17 protein-coding genes are annotated in these 17,491 nt (G+C 69.8%); 4 read left to right on the forward strand and 13 right to left on the reverse strand.

Annotation, left to right across the window (positions count from 1 at the left end; all coding sequences use genetic code 11):
- The 7 genes from trpA to hisI all read right to left on the reverse strand — a co-directional run bounded on the left by trpA (nucleotide 1) and on the right by hisI (nucleotide 5,644).
- Nucleotides 1–828: a tryptophan synthase subunit alpha gene (gene trpA / locus E0H75_RS16540; protein WP_131514428.1), complete on the reverse strand. Its 828-nt coding sequence runs from the start codon at nucleotides 826–828 to the stop codon at nucleotides 1–3.
- On the reverse strand, nucleotides 821–2,035 hold the full coding sequence (gene trpB / locus E0H75_RS16545) for a tryptophan synthase subunit beta (protein ID WP_131514429.1): 1,215 nt from the start codon (nucleotides 2,033–2,035) through the stop codon (nucleotides 821–823). Before trpB ends, trpA begins: the two co-directional genes overlap by 8 nt.
- Nucleotides 2,036–2,123: 88 nt before the next feature.
- Nucleotides 2,124–2,933 carry an indole-3-glycerol phosphate synthase TrpC gene (gene trpC / locus E0H75_RS16550; RefSeq protein WP_131514430.1) on the reverse strand — a complete coding sequence of 270 codons (810 nt, stop codon included), beginning with the start codon at nucleotides 2,931–2,933 and terminating at the stop codon, nucleotides 2,124–2,126.
- A gap of 11 nt (nucleotides 2,934–2,944) precedes the next feature.
- Complete coding sequence (locus tag E0H75_RS16555) at nucleotides 2,945–3,199, reverse strand: HGxxPAAW family protein (protein ID WP_131514431.1); 255 nt, start codon at nucleotides 3,197–3,199, stop codon at nucleotides 2,945–2,947.
- 56 nt (nucleotides 3,200–3,255) lie between these two features.
- Nucleotides 3,256–3,786: a Trp biosynthesis-associated membrane protein gene (locus tag E0H75_RS16560; protein WP_131514432.1), complete on the reverse strand. Its 531-nt coding sequence runs from the start codon at nucleotides 3,784–3,786 to the stop codon at nucleotides 3,256–3,258.
- Nucleotides 3,786–5,318: an anthranilate synthase component I gene (locus E0H75_RS16565; protein ID WP_238163065.1), complete on the reverse strand. Its 1,533-nt coding sequence runs from the start codon at nucleotides 5,316–5,318 to the stop codon at nucleotides 3,786–3,788. Before E0H75_RS16565 ends, E0H75_RS16560 begins: the two co-directional genes overlap by 1 nt.
- A complete protein-coding gene (hisI, locus tag E0H75_RS16570) occupies nucleotides 5,315–5,644 on the reverse strand; it encodes a phosphoribosyl-AMP cyclohydrolase (protein ID WP_131514433.1) in 330 nt (109 codons plus the stop codon). The genes E0H75_RS16565 and hisI overlap by 4 nt, the downstream gene beginning before the upstream one ends.
- Nucleotides 5,645–5,708: 64 nt before the next feature.
- Here hisI and E0H75_RS16575 point away from each other — a divergent pair, with 64 nt between their 5' ends.
- A complete protein-coding gene (locus E0H75_RS16575; RefSeq protein ID WP_131514434.1) occupies nucleotides 5,709–6,821 on the forward strand; it encodes a dipeptidase in 1,113 nt (370 codons plus the stop codon).
- Here E0H75_RS16575 and E0H75_RS16580 read toward each other — a convergent pair.
- A complete protein-coding gene (locus tag E0H75_RS16580) occupies nucleotides 6,818–7,684 on the reverse strand; it encodes a GNAT family N-acetyltransferase (protein WP_131514435.1) in 867 nt (288 codons plus the stop codon). The genes E0H75_RS16575 and E0H75_RS16580 overlap by 4 nt on opposite strands.
- Nucleotides 7,685–7,885: 201 nt before the next feature.
- On the opposite strand from E0H75_RS16580, the gene E0H75_RS16585 reads away from it, so the two are divergent.
- On the forward strand, nucleotides 7,886–8,902 hold the full coding sequence (locus E0H75_RS16585) for a hypothetical protein (protein WP_131514436.1): 1,017 nt from the start codon (nucleotides 7,886–7,888) through the stop codon (nucleotides 8,900–8,902).
- A gap of 226 nt (nucleotides 8,903–9,128) precedes the next feature.
- A complete protein-coding gene (locus tag E0H75_RS16590; RefSeq protein ID WP_131514437.1) occupies nucleotides 9,129–9,449 on the forward strand; it encodes a Fe-S cluster assembly protein HesB in 321 nt (106 codons plus the stop codon).
- Between the two features lie 65 nt (nucleotides 9,450–9,514).
- Here the strand turns inward: E0H75_RS16590 and E0H75_RS16595 are convergent, their stop codons facing one another.
- Both E0H75_RS16595 and E0H75_RS16600 read right to left on the reverse strand, forming a co-directional pair.
- A complete protein-coding gene (locus tag E0H75_RS16595; protein ID WP_131514438.1) occupies nucleotides 9,515–11,311 on the reverse strand; it encodes an ABC transporter ATP-binding protein in 1,797 nt (598 codons plus the stop codon).
- Entirely contained in the window at nucleotides 11,308–13,158 is a 1,851-nt protein-coding gene (locus E0H75_RS16600) for an ABC transporter ATP-binding protein (RefSeq protein WP_131514439.1), read from the reverse strand. The genes E0H75_RS16595 and E0H75_RS16600 overlap by 4 nt, the downstream gene beginning before the upstream one ends.
- Before the next feature lie 161 nt (nucleotides 13,159–13,319).
- Between E0H75_RS16600 and E0H75_RS16605 the strand changes: the two genes are divergently transcribed.
- On the forward strand, nucleotides 13,320–13,961 hold the full coding sequence (locus tag E0H75_RS16605; protein WP_131514440.1) for a TIGR03085 family metal-binding protein: 642 nt from the start codon (nucleotides 13,320–13,322) through the stop codon (nucleotides 13,959–13,961).
- Here the strand turns inward: E0H75_RS16605 and E0H75_RS16610 are convergent.
- The 3 genes from E0H75_RS16610 to E0H75_RS16620 are packed head-to-tail and all read right to left on the reverse strand — an operon-like array spanning nucleotide 13,947 to nucleotide 17,416.
- A complete protein-coding gene (locus tag E0H75_RS16610; protein WP_131514441.1) occupies nucleotides 13,947–14,540 on the reverse strand; it encodes a DedA family protein in 594 nt (197 codons plus the stop codon). The genes E0H75_RS16605 and E0H75_RS16610 overlap by 15 nt on opposite strands.
- Complete coding sequence (locus tag E0H75_RS16615) at nucleotides 14,537–15,301, reverse strand: MBL fold metallo-hydrolase (protein ID WP_131514442.1); 765 nt, start codon at nucleotides 15,299–15,301, stop codon at nucleotides 14,537–14,539. Before E0H75_RS16615 ends, E0H75_RS16610 begins: the two co-directional genes overlap by 4 nt.
- A 3-nt stretch (nucleotides 15,302–15,304) precedes the next feature.
- Nucleotides 15,305–17,416, reverse strand: coding sequence for an alkaline phosphatase family protein (locus tag E0H75_RS16620; RefSeq protein ID WP_131514443.1), 2,112 nt, complete (start codon nucleotides 17,414–17,416; stop codon nucleotides 15,305–15,307).
- Nucleotides 17,417–17,491 lie beyond the last annotated feature (75 nt).

The raw sequence follows: 17,491 nt of genomic DNA on the forward strand, positions 1-17,491 counted from the left end.
CTAACGACTGGCGGCGGTGCTGGGTTCCCTGCGGACACCCTCGGCCAGGCTCTCCGTGAGCCTTCGCACACCCGCCGGGCCTTCACCGGCCTCGACCACCTTGACGAACGCCGAACCGACGATGACCGCGTCTGCGAACGCCGCCACACCGGCGGCCTGGTCCGCGTTCGAGACACCGAGGCCGACACCGACCGGAACACCGGTGGCCGCCTTCGTCCGCGCCACCAGTGGCGCCGCCAGGTCCGACGGCTTCTCCCGGGTCCCGGTGACACCCATCACCGCGGTCGCGTAGACGAAACCGCGGCACGCGGCGGTGGTCATCCGGATCCGCTCGTCGGTCGACGACGGCGACACCAGGAACACCTTGTCCAGGTCGTGCTTGTCCGCGGACGCGATCCACTCCGCGCCCTCGTCCGGGATCAGGTCGGGCGTGATCAGCCCCGCTCCCCCGGCCCCGGCGAGGTCGGCGGCGAACCGGTCCACGCCGTACCGCTCGATCGGGTTCCAGTACGTCATCACCAGCACCGGCACGTCGGAGTACGACGCGAGCTTCTCCACCGTGCTGAGGACGTCACGGGTCCGCAGCCCTGCGGCCAGTGCGGCCTCGGAGGCGCGCTGGACCGTGACACCGTCCATCACCGGGTCGCTGTACGGGAACCCGATCTCGAGCACGTCGGCGCCACCGTCGACCAGCGCCTTGATCGCATCGATCCCACCGTCGTACGACGGGTAGCCGGCCGGAAGGTACGCGACCAGGGCGCCGCGGCCCGCGTCGTTCGCCGTCCGGATCGCGGCCCCGGCCTTGCCCAGGGCAATCACTTCACTCACGACCGGCCTCCGGCGCGTCGATCAGTCCGAACCACTTGCTCGCGGTGTCCATGTCCTTGTCACCACGACCGGACAGGTTCACCAGGATGGTTGCCTCCGGCCCCAGTTCCTTGGCGATGTCCAACGCACCGGCGACCGCGTGCGCCGACTCGATCGCCGGGATGATGCCCTCGGTCCGCGACAGCAGCCGGAACGCCTCCATCGCCTCGGCGTCCGTGATCGGGCGGTACGACGCCCGTCCGGTGTCGGCCAGCCACGCGTGCTCCGGCCCGACGCCCGGGTAGTCCAGCCCGGCCGAGATCGAGTGCGACTCGATCGTCTGCCCGTCCTCGTCCTGCAGCAGGAACGACCGCGCGCCATGCAGTACGCCGACCTGCCCGGCGCTGATCGTGGCCGCGTGCCGGCCGGTCTCGAAGCCGTCACCACCCGGCTCGATGCCGTACAGCTTCACCTCGGCGTCGGGGATGAACGCGGCGAACAGGCCGATCGCGTTCGATCCACCGCCGACCGATGCGACCGCCGCGTCGGGCAGCCTGCCGAGCAGTTCGAGCGACTGGGCCCGCGCCTCGTCGCCGATGCCACGGACGAAATCGCGCACCATCGCCGGGAACGGGTGCGCACCGGCCGCCGTACCGAGGATGTAGTGGGTCTTGTCGACGCTGGCGACCCAGTCGCGCAGCGCGTCGTTGATCGCGTCCTTCAGCGTCCGGCTGCCGGTCTTCACCGAGATCACCTCGGCGCCGAGCAGCTTCATCCGGGCCACGTTCAGGGCCTGCCGCTCGGTGTCGACCTCGCCCATGTAGACCACGCACTCGAGGTCGAGGTAGGCGCACGCGGTCGCGGTCGCGACGCCGTGCTGGCCGGCGCCGGTCTCGGCGATGACGCGGGTCTTGCCCATCCGCTTGGTCAGCAGCGCCTGGCCGAGCGCGTTGCGGACTTTGTGCGCACCGGTGTGGTTCAGGTCCTCGCGCTTCAGCAGGATCCGCGCCCCGGCCGCCTCGGACAGCCGGGTCGCGTCGTACAGCAGGCTCGGGACACCGGCGTACTCACGCAGCATCCGGTCGAACTCGCCGGTGAACTCCGGGTCGGCCATGGCTTCCTGCCAGGCCCGGGTCAGCTCGTCGAGTGGCGCGATCAGCGCCTCCGGCATGAACCTGCCGCCGAAACGGCCGAAGTGCCCGAGCTGGTCGGGCAGCACAGTACTCATCCGAAAAGCCTTCCAAAGAAACACCGGCCTGAGGCACGGGAGGGTCTTCCACCACCCCCGCGCCGTTTGGACCGACGCGAGGAGAGGTCTAGTGCCGCTGCTGGATGGCGGGGTGCGACCCGGCGGCGACGAGGTCGGCGACCGAAGCACGCGGATCGCCGCCGGTCACCAGGGTTTCACCGACGAGGACGACATCGGCCCCGGCGCGCGCGAACTCGATTACATCATGCGGACCGCGAACCCCGGACTCCGCCACCCGGACCAGGTTGGCCGGGATGGTCGGCGCGACCCGGGCGAAGGTGTCCCGGTCGACCTCGAGGGTCTTCAGGTTCCGGTTGTTCACGCCGATCAGCTGGGCGCCGGCGTCCACCGCACGCCGGGTCTCCTCCTCGTCGTGCACCTCGACCAGCGGGCACAGCCCGATCGAGTGCGCACGCTCGATCAGCGAGACCAGCGCCTCCTGCTCCAGCGCCGCGACGATCAGCAACACCATGTCGGCGCCGGCCGCGCGGGCCTCCCAGAGCTGGTACGACGAGATCACGAAGTCCTTGCGCAGTACCGGCACGTCGACCCGGCCGCGGACCGCCCGCAGGTCGTCCAGGCTGCCGTTGAACCGGCGCTTCTCGGTCAGCACCGAGATCGCCGCGGCGCCACCGCCCTCGTACTCCCCGGCCAGCGCGGCCGGGTCGCTGATCTCGGCCAGCTCGCCCCGGGACGGGCTGGACCGCTTCACCTCGGCGATGATCGCGATCCCGTCGCCGCGGAACACCGGCATCGGGTCCTTGGCGCCGGGCTTGCGCTGCGCCTCCAGTTTGAGATCGTCCAGGCTGACCCGCGCCTGGCGCTCCGCGAGGTCTTCCCGAACCCCCACGAGAATGTCGTCAAGCACCGTCGTCATCGGTCAACTCCTCAGTGGTGGCCGTCTGCCGGGACACCGAAGCCCAGCAGTTGCAACACCTTGCCGGTCAGCGCGCCGAGTACGGCGATCGCGACCGAGATCCAGAACAGCAGCCAGTTCGGGCCGAGCACCATTGCGATGGCCCCTAGCGTGAACGCGACCAGCACAATCACCACGGCGGTCCAGGCCGCCGGGCTGTTGCCGTGCAGGTCGTGAGCCTCCTCGCTCACTCGCGTCACCGCTTGATCGGCTGTCGTATTGTCCATGGTTGGCGCCACTCCTCGTCGTCGTCCCGTCCTATTGTGGCGGTAGCCCGCCGAGCTCAGAGAGTCGGGTCCTCTCCTGCGTCGATCGCCTTCCACTGATCGGCCGGTGTGGCGGCCGGATCACGCTCGTAGCGAGCGGTCGCGCGGCGCCAGCGATGCGCTGTCAGCAAGGCGATCAGGCCCGCCCCGATCAGCGCCACTCCCCCGGCCAGCGCGAACCACGGAGCCGGACCTCCGGTCACGGACACGTGGTCGGTGAGCGCTTGGCTCAGCTCCGGGCGGATCCGGCCCAGCTCGTCCGAGCCCGGTCGCACCTGCAGCGCGACACCGATGGCGCCCGCACCCATCAGCAGCACGAGAGCACCCAGCACGCGCCGCAGCGCCGTACCGGCGAGTTTGGTGACCACGACCGCGACCAGCGACGCCAGCGCCAGTGTCACCGGCGCCTTGGTGACGGTGTAGCCGTTGAAGTCCACGACCGGCCGCCCGCTGCCCGGATCGGCCGACGACCAGGTCAGGTACGCCGACAAGCCGAGCAGGACGAGCCCAATCAGTGCGAGCAGGTCAACCAGTCGCTGCGGCTTCATCACACATCACTGAACGTTCCCGCGACGGCGATGGCGTTCAGCACCGCGGCCGCCTTGGTCCGGCACTCCGCGTCCTCGGCGGCCGGGTCGGAGTCGGCGACGATGCCCGCACCCGCCTGCACGTACGCCGTCGTACCGCGCAGGACCGCGGTCCGGATCGCGATCGCGGTGTCGGCGTCACCGGCGAAGTCCAGGTAGCCGACCACGCCGCCGTACACGCCGCGCCGGGTCACCTCGAGCTTGTCGATGATCTCCATCGCCCGCGGCTTGGGTGCCCCGGACAACGTTCCGGCCGGGAACGCGGCGGTGAGCGCGTCGAACGCGGTCCGCCCAGCGGCCAGCTGGCCGGTGACCGTCGACTCCAGGTGCATCACGTGGCTGTAGCGGCGGACGTCCATGAAGTCGACCACCTCGACCGTGCCCGGCGCGCAGACCTTGCCGACGTCGTTGCGGCCGAGGTCGACCAGCATCAGGTGCTCGGCGCGCTCCTTGGCGTCGGCGCGCAACTCCTCCTCCAGCGCGTGGTCCTCCTCCGGCGTGGCGCCGCGGCGGCGGGTGCCGGCGATCGGGTGCAGGATCACCTTGTTCTCGGTCACCTTCACCAGCGCTTCGGGGCTGGAGCCGACGATGTCGAAGCCATCCAGGCGGACCAGGTACATGTACGGGCTCGGGTTCGACCGGCGCAGTACCCGGTAGACGTCCAGCGCGGACGCGGTGTTCTGCAGCTCGAACCGCTGGGACACGACGATCTGGAACGCCTCCCCGGCCCGGATCTCCTCCTTGGCGTGCTCCACAGCCTCCCGGTACTCGGCGCTGGACCGCTGGCGGTGCGGATCCGGCTGCGCGCCGCGGTCCGCGCGGACGACGTACGACGGTGTCGGCTGGGCGAGGTCCGCCTCCATCGCGTCGAGGCGGCGGACCGCATCGGCGTACGCCTCGTCGACCCGCTCGTCGGAGTCGTCCCAGTTGACCGCGTTCGCGATCAGCCAGATCTCGCCGGTCTCGTGGTCGAGCGCGGCCAGGTCGGTGGCGAACAGGAACGTCAGCTCAGGCAGGCCGAGGTCGTCGGTCGTTGTGTCCGGCAACCGCTCCAGCCGGCGGACGGCGTCGTACCCGAGGAAGCCGACCATGCCGCCGGTCAGCGGGGGCAGGTCGGGCAGGCGGGGCGTGTGCAGGATCTCCAGCGTCTCGCGCAGCGCCTGCAGCGGGTCACCGGTCTCGGGCAGGCCGACCGGTGGGTTGCCGGTCCAGACGGCCTGGCCGTCGCGTTCGGTCAGGGTCGCGGCGGAGCGGACACCGATGAACGAGTAGCGCGACCAGACCCCGCCGTTCTCGGCCGACTCGAGCAGGAACGTGCCCTCGCGCTCGGCCGCGAGCTTGCCGTAGACACCGATCGGCGTCTCGGCGTCCGCGAGCAGCCGGCGCGTCACCGGGATGACACGGCGGTCCTTGGCGTACTCCCGGAAGGTCTCGAGGCTGGGGCTGTTCACGGCTTCCTTCGCGATCGTGGTCTCGGTGACGCTCTGGTTCACGGCTTGACCTCGATCTCGCCGTGCTCGAAGCAACTGCGGGTGCCGGTGTGGCAGGCCGGGCCCTCCTGGTCGACCAGCACCAGCAGGGTGTCGGCGTCGCAGTCGACGAGGATCTGCTTGACGTGCTGACGATGGCCGCTGGTCTCGCCCTTGACCCAGTACTGCTGCCGGCTGCGGGACCAGAACGTACTCCGTCCGGTTTCCGCGGTACGGCGTACCGCCTCGGCGTTCATCCAGCCCACCATCAGGACCTCGCGCGTGTCGTATTGCTGCACCACTGCCGGGATCAGCCCGGCCGCGTCGAAGGTCAGCTCGTCGATGCTCACCGACCCATTGTCGCCGATGCACGGCCGCCGCCTGACCGCGGGCAGAATCTGTCAGGATGGCGAGATGACATCGAGTGAGGCGAGGGTCCGGGACGTCCTGACGGCGCAGCCGGTGATCGACGGGCACAACGACCTGCCGATCGCGTTCCACGAGTTGTGCGACTACGACCTGGACGCACACGACCTGAGCGGTTCGGTTCCCCAGCTGCACACCGATCTGCCACGGCTGCGGGAGGGACAGGTCGGCGCACAGTTCTGGTCGCTGTGGGTCCCGCAGGACGAGCACTCGGTCCGCCGGACGTTCGAGCAGCTCGACTTCGTGCTCCGGCTGGTGGAGCGGTTCCCGGACGCGCTGCAGCTGGCGTCGACCGCCGCCGACGTCGACGCGGCGATCAAGGCCGGCCGGGTCGCCTCGCTGATGGGGATGGAGGGCGGCCACTCGATCGGCGAGTCCCTCGGCGTACTGCGGGTGATGCGGGAGCTCGGAGTCCGGTACATGACGCTGACCCACAACAACAACGTGTCCTGGGCCGACTCCGCGACTGACGAGCCCGTGCTCGGCGGACTGAACGACTTCGGCGAGGAGGTCGTCCGGGAGATGAACCGGATCGGCATGCTGGTCGACCTGTCGCACGTCTCCGCCGACACCATGCGGCACGCGCTGCGGGTGACCAGCGCACCGGTGATCTTCAGCCATTCCTCCTCCCGGGCGGTCTGCGACGTACCGCGGAATGCACCGGACGACGTCCTCGAGACACTCGCGCGCAACGACGGCGTCTGCATGGTCACCTTCGTCCCGTACTTCGTCTCCCAGGCGTACGTCGACTGGGTCGCGAGCGCTCGCGAGGCGGCGGAGAAGCAGGGCCTGGACCCGAACGAGCCGGAGACCCGGAAGCGGCTGGCCGAGATCTACGGCACGCCGAAGCCGCTCGCCACGCTGGCCGATGTGGTCGAACACGTCGAGCACGTGCGCGAGGTGGCCGGAGTCGACCACATCGGCGTCGGCGGCGACTACGACGGGTGCCCGGAGTTCCCGGTCGAGCTCCCGGACGTGTCGTCGTACCCGGCGCTGTTCACCGCTCTCGCCGATCGCGGCTGGAGCGATGACGAGCTGGCAAAGCTTGCCGGTGGCAACATCCTCCGGGTACTCCGGGCCGCCGACGACGCGGCCGCCTAGTCGTTGCGGTACAGGTCGCGTTTGTCCGGCAACTGCTCGAAGCCGGCCGCCTTGTAGGTGGCGACGGCTCCGACGTTGAAGCCAGGCGTGCACACGATCGCGCTGGACGAGCCCATGTCCTGCAGGGCTCGCGCCGCCGCGACCGTGATGGCCTGGCCGTAGCCGCGGCCTCGATGCAGCCGGTGCACGCCCATCGGCTCCAGCAGCCCGGGCCTGCCCTCTCCCGCCGACCACACGGTGACTGCGGCCACGGACTCACCGATCTCGTTGCGCCCCACCAGGCAGCGGGCGTCCGCGTACGGCACGCCGTCGGCCATCGCGTGCCAGCGCGCGTCGGTGAACGTCGATCCGTCGAACGACGCCCGCTGCACGCCCGTCCGCTCGTGCGCCTCCTCGGCTCCGATCACGTCGACGCGCAGGCCGGGATCCGGCACCGGCTCGCTCAGATCGCGACGCAACGGCACCCACGGGTCGTCCGTCATCCACCCGTCCTTGAACAGCAGGTCCTGGACGAGCGAGCCCATCGGGGCCTCGACGTACACCTTGCCCTCGATCAGGACATTGCGCTCCGGCGCGGAGACGTCCTCGGCCAACTGCTGTGCGAGCTCCTCGTCGTGCTGCAGGTCCGGCCTGATCGCCAGGCGGATCAGCTCCGGCTCGTCGAGCATCCCGGCCGCGACGACGTCGCCGTCGCGGCTCCACGTCCTGGTGGCCGCTGCCGTCCGCTCCGCTCCGAACCGCCAGAACCACCCGAGATCCCCCGGATGCAACTGGATCGGAGCCGCATCGTCCTGCCACTCGCGCAGCGCCCGCACAACGTTGCCCAACTCATCAACCGCCGGTGTCCCCAACACAATCGCCATACCGGCATCACACACCACCCCACCGACACTCCGCACCCACGTTTCCGCCGCACCCGGGTTTCCGCCGACTCCCACTTTGAGCACCCACCAACCACAATCGGCCACCGAGATACAGCCACCCCGAGCACAAGGTGGCGTAGTTGTCCACAGGCGAGCGAGACGTGGAGTGCGGCGTGGGGTACGGCGGTGCAGTCTGGGTCGGTGGATCGACTCGGGGACGGGGTGCGTGGGCGGCTGCTGGCGACTCGCCTGACGGCTCAGCGCCGAGCGATGCTGCTGGGGCTCGGGCTCAGCGATGCCGACCTGCGCCGTCTGCTCCGGAACCGCCAGCTCCAACGCCGCCACGGGCACTATCTCGACGGGGCCGTCGACGAGGAGACCGCGAGGATCGTCTGCGCTCAGGCCGCGTATCCGGGCTCGGTGGTCAGCCACTTCAGTGCGGCGCGGCTGGCCGGCGTACGGACCTGGATTGATGCCGCACGTCGCTCCAGCCCGCCGGAGCAAGCCGTGTGGCTGACCAGACCGCCCGCGGCCAAACGCAACCAGCGCCGCCGGGACATCGTCGTACGACGTGCCGGGCTGACAACTGCCGATCTGTCGCGAAACCAGCGCCTGCCGGTCACGAGCGTGGCCAGAACAGTCGTCGACCTCGCCCGGGAACTGCCGCTTCGTGAGGCGATCGTCAGCGTCGATCATGCGTTGGCGATCGGTACGACGCGGGCCGAGCTCGAAGCCGTCGTCGGACGTCAGCATCGCTGGCCCGGGATCGGGAGGGCACGTGCCTCGATCGGCTTCGGCGACCCGAGATCGGAGTCGGCGCTGGAGTCGATCGTCCGAGTCGCGTTCGCCGCCGCGGGGCTGCCCGCACCCGTCCTCCAGGCCCAGTTCTTCGACGGCGTCGTCTGGATGCCTGAGCGGGTCGACTTCTGGTGGCCGACGTACCGGACGGTGGCGGAAGCTGATGGGCTCGCGAAATACGAGGCCGGCAGCGCCACGGAGCGCCGACGCCTCCTGCGCCGGAGCCATCGACGCGACCAGCGGCTGAGCGACCGCGGTATCGAACTCGTCCACTTCGGCTGGGAAGACGCAGTCGACCCCAGGTCAGACCTGTTCGCCCGGCTCCGAGCAGCCTTCCACCGCGGCCAAAACCGCCCCGGCGAACCCCCCACCTGGCGCGCCCCACAGCCCTCTCCACCACCCTCGTCCCACGCCGCTTAAGCCGCCAACGCCTACCTTGAGCACCGCTCGACCACGTACGACGTGAACCCGTGGCTGGTGGGTACACAAAGTCAGCCGAAGCGCGGACTTTGAGCACGGGGTGACCATATTTCGGCGCCGATTGTGGTTGGTGGGTGCTCAAGGTGGCGAGTCACAGGGGTGGGGTTTGCGTTCGGGGGGATCGGGCACGGGGCGGGCTCAGTGAAACCGACGGATGGAGTGGGCTGTGCTTACCCTGACTGAGAACGCGACTCTGGTGATCAAGAGCATCACGGGGGTCGAGGGCGCGCCGGAGGGGGCCGGGGTGCGGATCTCGCAGGAGAACCCCGCGGATCCGGCGCTCGCGGTGACGACGACCGAGGCGCCGCGGCCCGGTGACCAGGTGGTGGAAGAGGCCGGAGCACGCGTGTTCCTGGAGCAGAACGCCGCGAACGCCCTGGACGACAAGATCCTGGACGCGGCGGTCGACGACAAGGGCGGTGTCGAGTTCCTGCTGGTGCCGCAGCCGGGAGCCGGCCAGCAGAACGGTTCGGCCCCGACTTCCTGAGCATGACCGTGGGTGCGGCCGGGACCCATCCTCCCGGGTCCCGGCTCCATCCCTCCGTCCAGCGGTCAGGCCACGCTGCGCTGCGCGATCCAGCTGTCGTGCAGGCGCTCGTACACTCCGCCGGCGCCGACCAGCTCCGCGTGCGCGCCGCGCTCCACGATCTCCCCGTTGTCGAAGACCAGCACCTCGTCGGCCGCCTCCGCGGTCGACAACCGGTGCGCGATGGTGACGGACGTACGCCCGGCCATCAGCCGCTCCAACGCCGCGTTGACCCGGACCTCGGTGCCGGGGTCGACAGCTGACGTCGCCTCGTCGAGCACCAGCAGGTCTGGGTCCGCGATGTTCGCCCGGACCAGCGCGACCAACTGACGCTCACCCGCGGACAGCGACTCACCACGCTGCCCGACCGGCGAGTCCAGGCCGTCCGGCAGCGACTCCAGCCAGTCCGTCAGGCCGAGCGACTCGAACGCCGTCAGCAGCTCCGCGTCCGTGACCTCCGGCCGCCCGAACCGCACGTTCTCGGCCAGCGATGCGTCGAACAGGTAGCCGTCCTGCGGCACCATCACGACCCGCTCGCGCAGCGACTCGAACGAGATCTCGCGCGCATCCACGTCGTCCAGCAGCACGGAACCCGAGGTCGGATCCATCAACCGGGTCAGCAGCTTCGCGAACGTCGTCTTGCCCGACCCGGTCTCGCCGACCACCGCGACCCGCCGATGCGGCTCGATCCGTACGCCGACATCGCGCAGGACCAAATCGCCTTCGGGATAGGCGAAGTCCACGTCCGCGAACTCGACCGTGATCGGCCCGCGCGGCTGCTTCACCCCCGACTCTCCCGGGTCGACCACATCGGCCGGGGTCGCGATCACGCCGAGCACCCGCCGCCACCCGGCGAACGCACTCTGCGCGTCGGTCAGCACCTGCGTCGCGATCTGCACCGGGTCGGAGAACAGCGCGACCAGGAACATGAACGCGAGGAGCTCGCCCAGCGTCGCCTGCTTGTCGACACCCAGCAGCACACCGACCGACAGCACGCCGGCGTTGGCCAGACCCGCCGCCAGACCACCGATCGAGAACGTCACCCCCGTGAGCGCCTGGGCCTTCGTCGCCTGCCGCCGGTAGTCCTCGATCGAGGTGTCGATCCGGTCCTGCGTCCGCTTCTCGATCGCGTACGCGCGGACCACCTGCGCGCCGACCACCGGCTCGGCGACCGCGGACAACATCTCGCCGACCTTGGCCCGGACGATGCCGTACGCCTTCGACATCGCCCGCTGCAGGTATTTCAGGCTGGCGAACAGCGGGATGAAGCACAGCAGCACCACCAGCGCTAGCTGCCAGGAGTAGACGAACATCACCACGGTCGCGAGCAGCATCTGCCCGATGCTGACCAGGAAGATGAACCCGCCGAACTGCAGGAACTGCGACACTGTGTCCACGTCCGACGTGACCCGGCTGACCAGTGCGCCACGCCGCTCGGTGCTCTGGGTCAGCACCGGCAGGTCGTGCACATGGCGGAACGCCTTGATCCGCATCGTCGCCAGCCCGTTCTCGGAGTTGATCGCGAGCCGCACGGTGGTCAGGTACGACGCTCCGGCCGTGACGAGGATGCCGAGCGTGCAGACTACGCACATCCAGGCGACGTACGACAGGTCCGCTCCGCCCGGACCGGACAGCCCCTTGTCGATCGTCTGCTGCACCGCGATCGGTACGACGATCCGCCCGGCGGTCATCGTCAGCGCGAGGATCCCGGTGACCCACCACCCGTTCGCCAGCTCGGGCGACACCTTCAGCCCTTGCCGCAGGGTCTCGAGACCACCGGCGTCGTCGCCATGGTCCAACCGGCTGGCTTCTGCCGCACTCACGCGGATGCTCCTTCCGAGTCCAGATCGTCGATCTCCGCGGCCAGCTCCGCCTCTTCCTGGCGGCGCTCCGCGTCCTTCTCGTAGGCGTCGACCAGATCCCGGTAGGCGGCCGACGTCTCCTGCAGTTCGGTGTGCGTGCCCTGCGCCGCGATCCGGCCCTCGTCGAGGAACAGCACCTCGTCGGCGAGCGAGATCGTCGCCTTCCGGTACGCGATCACCAGCACGGTCGTCGCCGCGGCGGCGTCCTGTACGGCGGACCGCAGCCCGGCCAGGATCCGTGCCTCGACCTGTGGGTCGACCGCGCTGGTCGCGTCGTCCAGGATCAGCAGCCGAGGACGCCGTACCAGCGCGCGGGCCAGGGCGATGCGTTGCCGCTGGCCGCCGGACAGCGTCGTACCGCGCTCGCCGACCTTGGTGTCCAGACCGTCCGACAGTTGCTTCACGAAGCCGTCGCCCTGGGCGATCCGGAGCGCGTCCCAGACGTCCTCGTCGCTGTAGTCGCCACCGAGCGTGATGTTGCCGCGGATCGTGTCGTCGAACAGGAACGCGGTCTGCGCCACCAGCGCGACCGATCCGGCCAGCTCGTCCCGGGCCAGGTCCCGCAGATCGACCCCGTCGACCTTGACCGCGCCCTGCTCCGGATCGACCAGCCGCATCAGCAGCGTGGTCATCGTCGACTTCCCGGCGCCCGTGGGACCGACCATCGCGACGGTCCGTCCGGGGTCGAGGGTGAAGTCCACTCCGGCCAGTACGTCGCGGTCCGGCAGGTACCCGAACCGTACGCCGGCCACCTGCAACCGGGCCGCCTTCGTCGAGGTCAGCCGCGCCTCGCCGTACTCGATCCCGCCCTCGGCGGTCAGCACCCGCTGGATCCGGTCCCAGCCGACGACCGACCGCGGCAACTCACCGAGCACCCAGCCGAGCGCGCGGATCGGGAAGCCGATCAGCGTGAACAGGAACGCCACCTGGACCACGTCACCCGCGTCCGCCCCACCGGACCGCACCCGGGCGACGCCGACCAGCAGTACTGCGAGAACACCCAGCCGCGGCAGACCGTCGATCACCGGGTCGAACAGGCCGCGGGCCTTGTTCACCGCGATGTTCGCGTCCCGGAGCTGGTACGTCGGCTCCCGGAAGCGCTCGGTCTCGGCGGCCTCGCGGCCCAGCGTCTTCACCACCAGTGCGCCGTCGAACGACTCGTGCGCCACCTCGGAGACGTCAGCGCGGAGCTGCTGCGCCCGGGTGGCGAGCGGCTGCAGGTAGCGCTGGAAGATCACGTTCGCCACGAACACCAGCGGAAACACCAGACAGCCGACGAGCGCGAGCCACGGATCGGCCGCGAACATCGCCACGGTCGCGAACGCCAGCATCGCGAGCACACCGATCGCCATCGGCAGCGGAGCGATCACGAACCAGGTCGACTCCACGTCCGCGTTGGCGTTCGACAGCAACATGCCGGTCGAGTGCTGGTGGTGCCACTCGAGCGGAAGCTTCAGGTACTGCCGGGTGACCCGGCGGCGGTACGTCGCCTGCAGCCGGAACTGCATCACGCCGGCCCCGAGTCGCCGCCCGACCACACCGATCGCGTTCAGGATGGCGATCCCGATGAACAACCCGATCAGCGAGGCGATCGAGCCGAAGGTGGTGTGGCCGCTCTCGAAGGCGGGCCGGAGGACGTGATCGGTCGCCCAGCCCAGCGCCCAGCCACCGGCCACGGTCATCGCTCCGTAGAGCATGGCGGCGAGCACGGAGAAGGCGAAGATCCACGGCTCCTCCCAGATCGCGACCCGCAGAACCGCGAGCCCCCGCCGGGTGACGCTTCCCTTGTCGGGGACTTTCGGCTGCAAGGCACTCTCCAGGGCAGTCAGGTGCGAACACCAGGCATAGACATGACAACGATTGACATTCTGCCATTCCCCGCGCCCCTTCCTGTTTCTTTTCTTTCCTCAGGTCGCCTGTGGAGGATGAAGAGAAGAAGCAAGTAGTAGTTGAAGTTAGGATCGAGTTCGTGACCGACTACAGCCGGGTAGAACGACTTGCTCTGTGTGATCTGTTCGATCAGCTCGGGCCTGATCAGCCCACGCTGTGTGAGGGGTGGTTGACGTACGACCTCGCCGTGCATCTGTATGTGCGGGAGGCCGATCCGATGGCCGGGCCGGGCATCATGATTCCGGCGTTGTCGGACACCACCGCGCGGCGGATGGCGCGGGCGAAGGGGCGCTACAGCTTCACCGAGGTCGTCGACAAAGTCCGCAACGGCCCGCCCCGAGCCTCGATCTACGCGTTCCCGAAGCTCGGCCACCAGCTCAACACCACCGAGTACTTCGTGCACCACGAGGACGTCCGCCGGGCCCAGCCGTCGTACCAGGTCCGCACGCTGCCGGCCGAGCAGCAGGAGGGCCTGTGGAAGGGCGTCCGGCTCGGCGCGAAGTCGTTCCTCCGGAAGGCCCCGAGCGGCGTGGTGCTCAGACGCCCCGACGGTACGACGTCCGTCGCCAAGCGACCCACCGAGCGCGGGTCCGTGACGGTGACCGGCGATCCGGCCGAGCTGGTGCTGTTCTGCATGGGCCGCCAGCAGGTGGCCGACGTCCAGCTCGAGGGTGACGCGGAGCTGGTCGAGCGACTCCGCAGCGCGTCATTCGGCGTCTGACTTCGCCCGGCGCCGCCGACGCGCGCGCTGGACCAGGCTGCTGAGCACGGTGGTCAGTACGACGAGCACGATCGCGGCCAGCACGCCCTGCCACGGCTCGTCGAACAAGGCGAAGCCGAGGAGTCCGATCGCCATGTAAACCGCCGCCCAGAGCGAGGACGCGGCCAGGTCCACCACCGCGAACCGTTCCCAGCGATACCCGGCCAGCCCGGCCGCGAGCAGCACCGGAACCCGGCCGCCCGGGATGAGCCTGGACGTCAGCAACACACCTATCTCGTGGTCGGCCAGACGGTCGCGCAGTGCATCCAGCGAGGCGTTGTCGCGCAGCCAGCCGATGCGTTTGGCCAGCCGCTCTCCGCCGAACCGGCAACCGGCGTACACGATCAGGTCGCCGACGTACGCACCGGCCGCGCCGGCGATCAGGACGCCGACCAGCCCGATCGGGTTGCTGTGCGACGCCAGCACGGCACCGGCCGAGACGGCCGCGCCGGTCGGCAGCACCGGCAGCACCGCTCCGATCAGAACCGCTCCCGCGAGTGCGAACAGGTACCAGAGGTCGAAGCGCGTGTCGCCGCTCATCCGCGGACCTCGGTCGACTCGCCGGGCACCAGGAGCTCGACGTTCACCGCGGGGTCCAGTTCGGCCATCGCGGTCTTGAACCTCTCCCCCGGTGGCAGGAACAGCTCCGGCTTCAGCCAGTCACACCCGATCGGCCAGAAGGTCCCGAAATGTACCGGCACCGCCGTCGTGGCCCCGACCCGCTGAACCGCGTCCGCGGCGCGGACCGGATCCAGGTGACCCTCACCGAGCGACGGCCCCCAACCCCCGACGGGAACCACGGCCAGGTCGACCGGACCGGCCTCCGCGGCCAGACCGTCGAACAGATCGGTGTCGCCGGCGAACCAGACACTCGGCGATGTGTCCACGCGGTAGCCGAGAGCAGGTCCGGCGTACGACGACCACGGCAGCCGGCGACCGTCGTGGTGGGCAGTCACCGCAGTGATGTCGAGTGAACCGATGCGCACCTGGTTGCCCGGGGCGACCTCGATGCAGCGGTCCGACAGCGCGGCACCCTGGTCCTGGTGGATCAGCTTCGCCGATCCCCGCGGCACGACCAGCGCGGCGTCCGGCGCGACCAGCGCGAGCGACGGCAGGTGCAGGTGGTCGGAGTGCATGTGCGATACGAGTACGGCGTCACACCGGCTCGCACCGGGCAGCGGTGCCGGTCCACGGCGCCGACGCAGATGAGCGATGCGCGAGGTCAGGACGGGGTCGGTCAGGAGCCGCGTGCCGTCCGCCTCGATGGTGGTGGTGGCGTGCCCCCACCAGGTGATCCGCACGCGTCAGGCCTCCACACTCGTCTCGACCTGCTGGTCCAGGTCCTTGCGATGGCCCAGGAGCTCCAGCCAGCTGATCAGCAGTCTGTGGACCGCGTCGGAGCCTACGGGAGGCTCAGCCAGCACCCAACGACTCGGGTGCACCAGGACGGCGTCGGTCTGCCAGCCGCCGATGCCGCCGTGGCACCCGACCAGCTCCTCGAACGCCGCCACCTCGTGCGTGTAGTCGTCCAGCCTGCTGACCACGACGATGTCCCCGTTGTGCGGCATCTCCGCCTGCCACAGCAGCGACGCCGCCGCGTGCTCACCGAACGGCGTCAACGGGTCCGTGCCCTCGATCCGGCCCGTCCTCAGGACGTGAACCCCCGCACCGCCGATCGCCACCGGCCCTTCGGCCAGCGAGTCGACCACCACGAAGCCGATGCCAGGGTGAGTGGCCAGACCGGGGATCAGCTTGGGGTGCAGCAGCTCGATCTCCTCCAGCGGCACCCGCCCGGGTGTGGTCGCGAGGTAGAGCAAAGCCAGGTTGCCCGACGCCGTGACCACCATCTGCTCGTCGGCGGCCACCGGCGGCTCGCAGTCCTTCGGACCGAGCTCCACCTCGCCGCGGGACGCCTTGCCGTGCAGCGCCTTCCGGGTCACCGAGCCCGCCACGCTCCGTCGCAGGCTCAGCTCGGTCAGGAACGCGTTCACGGGTCCCCAGCCCTCGGCCTTGCCGACCGCCGCGACCGGCTCCTTGGTGGTGTCGACCAGGTCGTCGACGACCTCGGTCAGGGTCCGGCCGTACCGTTGCAGGAAGGTCGAGCCCTGGCTCTGGCCGTGGTCGGACAGGACGACGATCTCGTACGAGTGCGGCAGGGTGTCGATGATCCGCTGCAGCGCACCGAGCACCCGGTCCAGACCCTCCAGCGTCTGCAGGGACTCCGCCCGGGTCGGCCCGGCGTGGTGCGCGACCTCGTCGTAGTCGACGAAGTCGCAGTAGATCACCGGCGTGCCCTTGACCAGCTCGTCGGTGATCAGCGAGACGTTCAGGTCGCGCAGCAGGACGTTGGTGATCGCGCGCAGGAAGATGTACGCGCCACCGCGCTTGACCCGCGGGACCAGGTGGCGAACCCGCTGGCGCCGCGCCTGGTGCAGTTCCTTGAAGATCTCCGCGAAGCACAGGATCAGTCCGCGCGCGGCGCCCTGCGGGCTGGAGAAGAACCGCACGTAGCCCCGGCTGCGGCTGTTCGGCAGTGCGGCCCGGCTGAAGACCAGTTCGCACTTGTCCGCGTCCCCGGACCAGTTGTTGCTGATGCTGACGCCGCCGTCGGCGAGCAGGCCGCGCCCGGTCGACATCCGGGTCTCGATCTCGGCCGCGTCCCGGCCCCGGTTGGTCACCATCACCCGGCCGGTTTCCTTCTCGTACCACCGGAACGCCGGGATGTGCCTCGAGCCGCCGTGCAGGATGCCGGCCTGGCTGGCCGGGGTCGTCGCCGGTACGCCGGTGTGCCAGCCGACCATCGAATGCTTGCCGTCCCGGATCCAGCCGCCCAGGTTGGGAAGGTTGCCGGCCAGGACCATCCAGTTCAGCAACGGAGCGGACAGCCCGTCGATCTGGATGATCAGCATCCCCGTCTTCGGCGCCGCCTGGATCTTCCGCGCTCTCCGGTGCACGACTCGCATCACTTCGGCGACGTACGCGTCGTCGCTCCCGGCGTACGCGATCCAGCCGACGAAGGCGCTGACCGAGGCCATCACGACCGCGACCAGCAGCGGAGCGCCGACACCACCGTGCAGAGTCACGCCGGGATCCACCGTGATGCCGAGGTAGACGACGCCGAACTGCGAGAGCAGCCCGCCGACCAGTACGCCGATCGACCCGATCAGGATCGCGACTCCGGCCAGCACCCAGCGCATCACGATGCTGAACAGCGCGAGCAGCAGGACCAGGCGCAGGATCGGCAGCCGGCCGTCACTGCTGATCTGCGGCAGCGTCCAGAACGTGATGATGAGCGAGATCAGCGACAGGAGACCGCCCAGCAGCATCGCTTGCAGTCCCCGGCCGGTACGGCGCAGGTCGAGCCAGAACGGCCGTTGCCGCCGCCGATCCGAGATCTGCTCAGGTGGTTTCGCCATTGCCGCCTTCGTGCTCCCCGTCCGTCCTGCAGTGCTGTACCGAGGGTACGAGGCAGGCTGCAGCACAGTTGCACC

It is taken from the genome of Kribbella capetownensis (assembly GCF_004331485.1).
Classification (GTDB): Bacteria; Actinomycetota; Actinomycetes; order Propionibacteriales; family Kribbellaceae; genus Kribbella; species Kribbella capetownensis.